Here is a 7090-nt window from a genome sequence, read left to right as displayed (position 1 = left end):
CACGCCCGCCGCTACCCCTCGATGACCCTCAACCTCCTGCTCACACCGGTCATGCTCCTGCTGCTCTTCGTCTACATCTTCGGAGACGTCATGAGCGCCGGCATCGGCGGTGAGGACCGCTCCGACTACATCGCCTACATCGTCCCGGGCATCCTGCTGATGACCATCGGCAGTGCAGTCGTCGGGGCGGCGGTGTCCGTGTCCATGGACATGACGGAGGGGATCATCGCCCGCTTCCGCACCATGGCGATCCACCGCGGGTCCGTCCTGATCGGGCACGTCGTCGGCAGCGTGCTCCAGTCCGTCGCCGCAGTGGTCCTCGTGGGCGCCGTGGGTGTCGCCATCGGCTTCCGTTCCGTGGACGCCACCGCCCTGGAGTGGCTGGCCGCCTTCGGGCTCCTCGCCCTCTTCGCCCTCGCCCTCACCTGGATCGCGGTCGGCATGGGGATGGCCAGTCCGAACGTGGAGGCGGCCGGGAACAGCGCGATGCCCCTGATCCTCCTGCCGCTCGTCTCCAGCGCCTTCACCCCGGTCGACGCGATGCCGGGCTGGTTCCGGCCCATCGCCGAGTACCAGCCCTTCACCCCCGCCATCGAAACCCTGCGCGGCCTCCTCCTGGGCACCGAGATCGGCCACAACGGCTGGCTCGCCCTCGCCTGGTCCGTCGCCCTGACCGGACTCGGCTACTCCTGGTCGACCTCGATGTTCAAGCGCGACCCGAAGTAGGACGGACGGCCCGTCCCGATCGAGGGCGGCGTACCCCGGCATCCCCGTCGGCGTACGCCGCCCGTTCAGGTGTGCAGGAGGCGGTCACCGTGCCGGGCCGGCGGCCAGCTGCTCGGCACCGGCCAGGTAGGCGCGGACCAGCGGCCGTTCGTCGTCGCGCCGCGCCGCCACCGCCAGCTCCGCGGGGCCGACCCCTCGGACCGGCACGCACACGACGTCGTCCCGGGCGATCAGCGGCGCGTTCCCGGAAGCCAGCAGCGCCACACCTTCGCCGTTGGCCACGGCCTCGTGGGTCTCCTCGGCGCTGCCGATCACCCCGCCGATCCGCGGTTCCCGGCCGCCCCGGGCGTCCAGGGCCAGCCAGTGGTCCCGCATCGGTCCGGCTTCCGGCGGCAGGGCGAGGAACGGCTCGTCCAGGAAGTCCGCGAAGTCGGCGGCCCCTTCCGGATCCTCCGACGCCCGGGCCGCGAGGGGGTGGTCGGCCGGCAGTGCGATGAGCCTCGGCTCGCGCGCCACCACCACCCAGCGGTAGCGCTCGGCGTCCGGCAAGGGAAGCCAGACGAAGGCCACATCGCACGAGCCGTCCACCAATCCCGCGCTCGCGTCGGCCCAGTTGATCTGGTGCAGCACCGGACGGGCCGACGGGAAACGGGCGGTGAGGCGGGCCCGAAGGGCGGGGAGCAGCCCTCGCCCCGGACTGGTGGACATCCCCACCGTGAGGGTGTCCCGCCCGGAGGCCTTCGCGGCCTCCAGCGCCTCCTCCGCGGCCTCCCAGGCCGCCAGCACCGTGCGGGCGTGAGGCAGCAGAGCGGCTCCCGCGCCGGTGAGCCGGACCGTACGCCGGTCCCGGTCGAAGAGTGCGGCACCGACCTGCTTCTCCAGCATCCGGATCTGTTTGCTCAGCGCGGGCTGGGAGACGAAGAGCCGCTCGGCGGCCCGGGTGAAGCTCAACTCCTCGGCCACCGCGGTGAAGTAGCGGAGATCGCGCCCGTGGACGTCCATAACCCATGGCTATCACAAGAGGTCTTGGACGCGCCCCTGTCGCCGGGCGAAGGATGGGTCCTGTCGACGGGACGTTCCCGGACGGCGGACGACGAGGGAGACCGACATGAGCGCGAACGACGGCAAGGTCTGGCTGGTCACCGGAGCGAACAGCGGCTTCGGGCGGGCTCTCGCGGAGGCTGCCATCGCCGCCGGTGACACCGTGGTCGCGGCGGTCCGGCGGACCTCGGCCCTGGACGACCTGGTCGCCGCCCACCCGGGTCAGGTCGAGGCGGTGGCCCTGGACATCACCGACGGCGAGCGGATCGACGAGGTCGCCGCCGATGTCCTGGCCCGCTACGGGAGGGTGGACGTCCTGGTGAACAACGCCGGGCGGACCCAGGTCGGTGCGTTCGAGGAGACCACCGAGCAGGAGCTGCGGGCCCTGTTCGACCTGCACGTCTTCGGGCCCGCCCGGCTGACCAGGGCGCTCCTTCCGGGCATGCGGGAGCGGCGCAGCGGATCGGTCGTCATGATGAGCAGCATGGGCGGCCAGCTCTCCTTCGCCGGGTTCTCCGCGTACAGCGCCACCAAGGCGGCGCTGGAACAGCTCTCCGAAGGGCTGAACGACGAGGTCCGGCCCTTCGGGATCACCGTGCTGATCGTGGAGCCGGGGAGCTTCAGGACCAATCTCTTCGGCCGGGGCGCGGCGTACCTCAGCGAGGAGAACCCCGCCTACGCCGCGACGGCGGGCCGGACCCGGCAGATGGTGGAGGCGGGCGGCGGTGACGCGCCGGGCGACCCCGCGAAGGCCGCGGCCGCGATCCGCCAGGCGCTGGAGGCGGAGCGGACGCCCCTGCGGCTGCCCCTCGGCGGGGACGCGGTCGATGCCCTCGTCGGGCACCTGGACTCGGTGCGGGCCGAACTCACCGAGTGGGAGAAGGTCTCCCGGGGCACGGACTTCGACGGCGAGTGATCCGGGGCGCCCGGGCCGGGCGGCCGCGGCGGGCAGGGTCCGCCGGGCGGTCGCGACGGGCAGGGTTTGCCGGGCGGGCACGGCGGACCCGACGCCCGGCCGTCCGCCCGGCTCAGATGTCGTCGGTGACCGGCCGCAGTTCGTAGTGGAGCGTGTGGTCGCGCTTCAGCCGGTGGGCGAGCGGGACCGCCACGCCCTGGAGAGCCGGGTACTTCCTGGACATCGTCCGGGAGGCGTGGGTGTCCTCCTTGGACCCCTCCGGCAGGAGCCGCGCCCAGGCCTTCACGGGCGGTCCTGTCGGCGCACCCCGGACGGTGCACGGAGCGATCTCCACCACCGGGTGGTTGCGCATCCGGTCGACCTTCCAGGCCGAGGAGAAGGTGCGGATGTAGGCGTGGTCGCCCTCCACCGCGATGCTGACGGGCGTACGGGCGGCTGATCCGTCCGGCCTGCGGCTGCTGAGCAGGACGGTGTACTGCTTCACGAAGGGCTCTAGCTCACGGATCGTCTCCATGTGTTCCATGGTGCAGGAAAATATGGTGATCCGGGCTTTTCGGGCTACTCTCCCGTGCGCTCCTCGGTCAGGGGCCCCGAACGCGGCCCTCCTGCACCGCGGCCGTCTGCGGCCACCTGTCGTAGGCTCCGGCCCATGCAGGCCGACGGTGCCCCCGAACCCTTCTCCACCCCCCGCCTCGACGCGATTCCGCTCGACGTCGCGCACGCGGAGGAGATGGCCGGCGTCCTCTTCGACCCCGCCCTCCACACCTACACCGGAGGCGCTCCGGAGGACGCCGGTGCCCTGCGGGCCCGCTACGCGCGCCAGGCCGCAGGCTCTCCCGACCCCGCCGAACTCTGGTGGAACTGGGTGCTGCGCCTGCGAGCCGACGGATGCCTGGCCGGATACGTGCAGGCCACCGTGCACGAGACGCGGGCGGAGGTGGCCTGGGTCGTCGGGACCCGGTGGCAGGGTCAGGGGTACGCCAAGGAGGCGGCGACGGGCCTGGTCCGGCACCTGCTGGACCAGGCCGGCGTGCGCACCGTCGTCGCCCACATCCACCCGGGCCACGCCGCCTCCGCCGCCGTGGCCACCGCGGCGGGGCTCGTGCCGACGGACGAGCGGGCGGACGGCGAGGTGCGGTGGCGGCGGGACGCGCCCCGCGGAACGTCCGGACCGGCGGGCGTGGCGGCGGGACGCGCCCCCGGAACGTCCGGACCGGGGCGCCCCGTGACCTCCGGTGACGGTCCCTGATCACGACATCACGGGAATTGTCTTATACCTTCGTTGGTACGCGGTGTGTGTGGCCGCGGCTCCTGCCAAGCGATCGACGGAGGCCCTGGGGTGGGCGAACTGGGGAGGCTGGAAGCCCTGCGGCTCGCGGGACTCACCGCGGCGGCCGACCCCGGCATGGACCGGTTCGCGCGGTTGGTCACCCGCTTCCTCGGCGTCCCCGTGTCGCTGGTCTCGCTGCTGGAGGCCGACCGGCAGGTCTTCCCCGGCATGGTGGGACTGGCCGAACCCTGGGCCGCGCGGCGCGAGACCCCCCTGAGCCACTCCTTCTGCCAGCACGTCGTCGTCGACGGCCGCCCCCTGATCCTCGAGGACACCCGGCTCCATCCGCGGACCTGCGCCAGTCTCGCCATCCCCGACCTCGACGTGATCGCCTACGCCGGGATGCCGCTGACCGACGCCGACGGGCACGTCCTGGGATCCCTCTGCGCCATCGACCACAAACCGAGGAAGTGGACCCGGGGCGAACTGCAGGACCTCGGGGACCTCACCGCCGCCTGCTCGGTGGAGCTGCGCCTGCGGATCGCCACCGAACAGATCCGGCAGGACCGCGACCACGCCGGCCTCCTGCTGCGCGCCTCCGTCGAGCTGGGCCACTCCCGCGGCCTCACCGACCTCACCCGCCGCCTGCGCAGCCTCTTCCGCGGCCCCTCGGACCCGTCCTTCGTGGGCCTGCTGCTCGCGGACGGCCGGGGGCTGTGGCGGGTGGTCGACCCGGACGACGTACGGCCGGTGGAGGCCGTCGTCGACCGCCTGGACCTGGACGCCGGCTACCCCAGCACCCGGGCCATGCGCGAACAGCGCACCGTCTTCGTCCCGGACCACGACGCCCTGGAGGCCGGATTCAGCGCCGAGGCCGTGGCCGGGTACGACTCACTGGGGCTCCGCTCCGTGCTCTGCGTCCCGCTGGCGGGCAGGCGGGGCGTGCTGATGTGGTGCTGGCCCGAGCCCCACGTCCTGGCGGTGACGGAGGAGGCGGCCCTCACCGCCGTCGCCGGCTATGTGAGCCAGGCGGTGGAACGCACCCTGTTCGTCGAGAACCGGCTGAGCACCGCCGAACGGCTCCAGGCCGCCATGCTCACCGACCTGCCGGCCGTGCCCGGCCTGGACATGTCCGCCCTCTACCTCTCGGCCACCGATCAGGACATGGTGGGCGGCGACTGGTACGACGCCTACGTGCTGCCCAGGCTGCCGACCGCTTCGCGGCCCTCCCTGATGCTCTCGATCGGGGACATCATCGGCCACGACGTCCAGGCCGCAGCCGTGATGGGCCAGGTCCGCAGCATGCTCCGCCAGGCCACCCTCGGCCATCCCGCGCACTCACCCGCGGCCGCCCTCGCCTCCGTCGACCGTGCCTTCGACGCGCTGCCGCTCGGACCGGGCGCCACCGCCGTGCACGCCCGCCTCGATCCGGACGGCGGCCGCTGGCAGCTGACCTGGTCCAACGCCGGACACCCCCCGCCCCTGCTGCGTACGCCCGACGGCCGGGTGTCCACCCTGGGTGAGCACGACCTGCTCCTGCTCGGCGCCAGTGCCCCGGACGCCCGCAACGACCACACGCACGGTCTTCCCCGCGGCAGCGTGATCCTGCTGTACACCGACGGGCTCGTCGAACGCCGCGACAACGACATCGACCTCAGCATCGAGCAGACGGCGTCCACCCTGGCCGCCCATGGCGACGAGCCCCTGCCGCAGCTCCTGGAGGCGCTCTCCCTCGGTCTCGCGGACGTCCCGCAGCGCGACGACGTGGCGGTGCTCGTCGTCCGGGTCACGGAGGGCGAGTGGTGACGCACCGGGGCCGGGACGCGAGGTGACATCGGTCTGCACGCGGACCGGGGCCGTGCCTCCGGACCGCGACGGCACGGACCCGGTCGGGTGAAGCAGGAACGGCCCTGCTCACCGGGGTGAGCAGGGCCGTTCCGGACGGGTGACCGTCAGAGCTTGTCGATCACATGGTCGATGCAGGCCGTCAGCGCCTGGACGTCCGCCGGGTCGATCGCCGGGAACATCGCGACGCGCAACTGGTTGCGGCCCAGCTTGCGGTACGGCTCGGTGTCGACGATGCCGTTGGCGCGGAGCACCTTGGCGACGGCCGCCGCGTCGATGCCGTCCTCGAAGTCGATCGTGCCGATGACCTGCGAGCGCTTCGCCGGGTCGGTGACGAACGGGGTGGCGTACTTGGACTCCTCGGCCCAGCCGTACAGGTGCTGCGAGGACGCGGCCGTGCGGCCGGTCGTGAACTCCAGGCCGCCCTGGGTGTTCATCCACTTCAGCTGCTCGTTCAGCAGGAAGAGGGTGGCCAGCGCCGGGGTGTTGTACGTCTGGTTCTTCAGGGAGTTGTCGATCGCCGTGGGCAGCGAGAAGAACTCCGGGATGTGCCGGCCGGAGGCGTGGACGCGCGCGGCGCGGTCCAGGGCCGCCGGGGAGAACACACCGATCCACAGGCCGCCGTCGGAGGCGAAGGACTTCTGCGGAGCGAAGTAGTAGACGTCCGTCTCGGTGATGTCGACCGGCAGGCCGCCCGCTCCGGAGGTGGCGTCCACCAGGACGAGGGAGCCCTCGTCGGCGCCGGCGACCCGCTTGACGGGGGCCGCGACACCGGTGGAGGTCTCGTTGTGGGTGAAGGCGTAGACGTCGACGCCCGCCTCGGCCTTCGGGTCCGGGTGGGTGCCCGGGTCCGAGGCGATGACGGTCGGGTCGGCCAGCCACGGGGCGAGCTTCGCGGCCTTCGCGAACTTCGACGAGAACTCGCCGAAGTTCAGGTGCTGGGACTTCGACTCGATCAGGCCGTGCGTCGCGACGTCCCAGAAGGCGGTGGAGCCGCCGTTGCCCAGGATGACCTCGTATCCCTCGGGGAGGGAGAAGAGGCTGCGTACGCCGTCACGTACCTCGCCGACCAGGTTCTTGACCGGGGCCTGGCGGTGGGAGGTTCCGAGAAGGGAGGTGCCGGTCGCGGCCAGCGCGTCGACCGCCTCCGTCCGCACCTTGGAGGGCCCGGCGCCGAATCGTCCGTCGGCGGGCTTGAGGTCTGCGGGAATCTGGATGTCAGCCACGATCCGGAGCGTAGTCCCTCGCGGAAGCGGTCGGGGACCGTGTCCGTCGGATGAGACGCGCGCTCC

The 7090-nt window shown here is 72.5% G+C and carries 7 protein-coding genes; 4 read left to right on the top strand and 3 right to left on the bottom strand.

All coding sequences use genetic code 11. From position 1 onward, the window contains the following. Window positions 1-726 (top strand): ABC transporter permease (locus ACFC51_RS32270; RefSeq protein ID WP_376532168.1); only part of this gene is annotated, 726 nt, incomplete at its 5' end. Window positions 727-810: 84 nt separating this feature from the next. Here the strand turns inward: ACFC51_RS32270 and ACFC51_RS32265 are convergent. Next, the gene (locus tag ACFC51_RS32265) at window positions 811-1728 is read right to left on the bottom strand and encodes a LysR family transcriptional regulator (RefSeq protein WP_376532166.1); all 918 of its coding nucleotides are present in this window, start codon (window positions 1726-1728) and stop codon (window positions 811-813) included. Between the two features lie 106 nt (window positions 1729-1834). On the opposite strand from ACFC51_RS32265, the gene ACFC51_RS32260 reads away from it, so the two are divergent. Continuing rightward, window positions 1835-2683 carry an oxidoreductase gene (locus ACFC51_RS32260; RefSeq protein ID WP_376532164.1) on the top strand — a complete coding sequence of 283 codons (849 nt, stop codon included), beginning with the start codon at window positions 1835-1837 and terminating at the stop codon, window positions 2681-2683. A gap of 112 nt (window positions 2684-2795) precedes the next feature. On the opposite strand, the gene ACFC51_RS32255 is transcribed toward ACFC51_RS32260, so the two are convergent. Continuing rightward, window positions 2796-3197 carry a PPOX class F420-dependent oxidoreductase gene (locus tag ACFC51_RS32255; RefSeq protein WP_376369228.1) on the bottom strand — a complete coding sequence of 134 codons (402 nt, stop codon included), beginning with the start codon at window positions 3195-3197 and terminating at the stop codon, window positions 2796-2798. 135 nt (window positions 3198-3332) lie between these two features. Here ACFC51_RS32255 and ACFC51_RS32250 point away from each other — a divergent pair, with 135 nt between their 5' ends. Both ACFC51_RS32250 and ACFC51_RS32245 read left to right on the top strand, forming a co-directional pair. Beyond that, a complete protein-coding gene (locus tag ACFC51_RS32250) occupies window positions 3333-3932 on the top strand; it encodes a GNAT family N-acetyltransferase (RefSeq protein ID WP_376532162.1) in 600 nt (199 codons plus the stop codon). Window positions 3933-4022: 90 nt separating this feature from the next. Beyond that, a complete protein-coding gene (locus ACFC51_RS32245) occupies window positions 4023-5759 on the top strand; it encodes a GAF domain-containing SpoIIE family protein phosphatase (RefSeq protein WP_376532160.1) in 1737 nt (578 codons plus the stop codon). A gap of 146 nt (window positions 5760-5905) precedes the next feature. On the opposite strand, the gene serC is transcribed toward ACFC51_RS32245, so the two are convergent. Then, window positions 5906-7024 carry a phosphoserine transaminase gene (serC, locus tag ACFC51_RS32240; RefSeq protein WP_376532158.1) on the bottom strand — a complete coding sequence of 373 codons (1119 nt, stop codon included), beginning with the start codon at window positions 7022-7024 and terminating at the stop codon, window positions 5906-5908. Between the last annotated feature and the right edge of the window lie 66 nt (window positions 7025-7090).

The organism is Streptomyces sp. NPDC055962 (assembly GCF_042270185.1).
Lineage (GTDB): Bacteria > Actinomycetota > Actinomycetes > Streptomycetales > Streptomycetaceae > Streptomyces.
The sequence above is the reverse complement of the archived record's forward strand: the minus strand, read 5'-3'. Positions and strand labels throughout refer to the sequence as shown.

Excerpts from the sequence above, each read along its gene's own strand:
- ACFC51_RS32265 (WP_376532166.1), bottom strand. The coding sequence starts at position 1,728 with ATGGACGTCCACGGGCGCGATCTCCGCTACTTCACCGCGGTGGCCGAG.
- ACFC51_RS32260 (WP_376532164.1), top strand. The coding sequence starts at position 1,835 with ATGAGCGCGAACGACGGCAAGGTCTGGCTGGTCACCGGAGCGAACAGC.
- ACFC51_RS32255 (WP_376369228.1), bottom strand. The coding sequence starts at position 3,197 with ATGGAGACGATCCGTGAGCTAGAGCCCTTCGTGAAGCAGTACACCGTC.
- ACFC51_RS32250 (WP_376532162.1), top strand. The coding sequence starts at position 3,333 with ATGCAGGCCGACGGTGCCCCCGAACCCTTCTCCACCCCCCGCCTCGAC.